This is a genomic window from Kitasatospora sp. NPDC091257, assembly GCF_044757675.1.
Classification (GTDB): Bacteria; Actinomycetota; Actinomycetes; order Streptomycetales; family Streptomycetaceae; genus Kitasatospora; species Kitasatospora lactacystinica.
This window is the reverse complement of sequence record NZ_JBIVVI010001682.1, coordinates 1-1,440: the sequence shown is the minus strand read 5'-3', so window position 1 is coordinate 1,440 and position 1,440 is coordinate 1. Positions and strand designations below refer to the sequence as shown.

Below are 1,440 nucleotides of genomic sequence, written 5' to 3'. Positions count from 1 at the left end.
GGGGGGGGGGGGCCCCCCCGCCCCGGGGGGGGCGCCCGCCCCCGCCGCTGGTGGCGCCGGTCGTGCTACTGGCCGGAGACGGTGCAGCCGAGCAGCTCGTGGGCGGCGGCCGGGCGCAGACCGCTGTCCTGCGTCTGCTCGGTGTCCTGCGGGTCGTCGGCGACGGTGCCGGCGGTGGTGAGGGTGGCGTCCATGAGGCGTCCTCCTGAATTTCTCGAACGGAATGGTGGCAAATCAGCCAGGACCCATGAAAGCATTCACCGACTCTCCCCGGAAGGGCTTTCCGGGGATTTCACGAAAGACTTTCCATGCCCTTTTCGGACAGCATTTCGCACCGCCCCGAGCAATTCCGGGACGGTTTCGAGAAAGGATTTAAAAGTGGCTGATTTCCTTTCCGGCCTGGATGATGCGCTGGCCGGGTACGCGGAGCTGGTACCAGCGGGGGAACTGGTGCCCTCCGTGGAGGAGCTGACCCGGCGGTTGCGCGGGGCGGCCGAGCGTGCACCGGGAGTGTGCCGGATGCGGCGGATCGGCAGTTCGCGGCAGGGGCGGGCACTGGAGGTGCTGTCGGTCGGGGCGGGGCGGCGACCGGTGCTGGTGGTCGGCGGCCCGCACCCGAACGAGCCGGTCGGCTATGCCACCATCGCGTTCCTGGCCGAACTGGCAGCAGCCCGCCCGGAGGTCCGCGACGGGGTTTCGTGGCATTTCCTGCCGTGCGTGGACCCGGACGGCGCAGCCCTGAACGAGAAATGGACGAGCGCCCCGCTCGACTTGTACACCGAGCACCGTCATTTCTTCCGTCCCGCATTGGCGGAGCAGCCGGAATGGACTTTCCCCATCCCCTGGCGGGGTGGTGTCCACCAGTTCGGTCTTCCGGAGCAGCAGGCGCTGGCCGACCTGGTGGACGGACTGGAACCGGCCGCCGTCGTGAGCCTGCACAACGCCGAGTTCGGCGAGCCCTTCTTCGTCGTGAGCCGGGACGTACCGGGCCTGGCGGCTCAGCTGGGCGCGGTCGCCGCACGGCACGGCCTGCCGGTCGGCCAGGCCGCCCCGTCGGACGTCGTCGGCTGGCCGGTCCTCGGCAACGGCGTCTACCGCATGCCGCCGATCGAGGAGCTGGCGATCCGCAACCACGACCAGCAGGCCCCGACGTACGGCGCGCATCTGACCCACCACGCCGCCCGGCACGGATCGCTCACGCTGCTGCCGGAGGTCCCCCGTTGGCACGCTGGCACCCGGTTCGACAGCGGCTCGCCGACCGCCCTCACCGGCTTGGCCCGGGCCCTGGCCGGTGAGAGTGACGAGGTGCACGGGCTGCTGCAGCTGGCCGGCCCGCGCGACGACGGGTTCGCGCGCGCCGCCGCCGACACCCTGGCCGTGGCCGACACCGTCGCCCGATCCTGGATGCGGAGGGCCGAGGACGACACCCCGGCCACGGGG

At 71.6% G+C, this 1,440-nt stretch carries 2 protein-coding genes; one reads left to right on the top strand and one right to left on the bottom strand.

The window, feature by feature from the left end; translation table 11 throughout:
- Nucleotides 1-65: 65 nt before the first annotated feature.
- Nucleotides 66-194 carry a hypothetical protein gene (locus tag ACIQOV_RS41270; RefSeq protein ID WP_401056262.1) on the bottom strand — a complete coding sequence of 43 codons (129 nt, stop codon included), beginning with the start codon at nt 192-194 and terminating at the stop codon, nt 66-68.
- A gap of 184 nt (nt 195-378) precedes the next feature.
- Here ACIQOV_RS41270 and ACIQOV_RS41265 point away from each other — a divergent pair.
- Nucleotides 379-1,440, top strand: a 1,062-nt coding sequence (locus ACIQOV_RS41265) for a M14 family zinc carboxypeptidase (protein ID WP_401056260.1), incomplete at its 3' end; no start/stop codon positions are given.

Bases quoted from the DNA above. Each gene is read 5' to 3' on its own strand.
- ACIQOV_RS41270 (WP_401056262.1), bottom strand. From the start codon at position 194: ATGGACGCCACCCTCACCACCGCCGGCACCGTCGCCGACGACCCGCAG.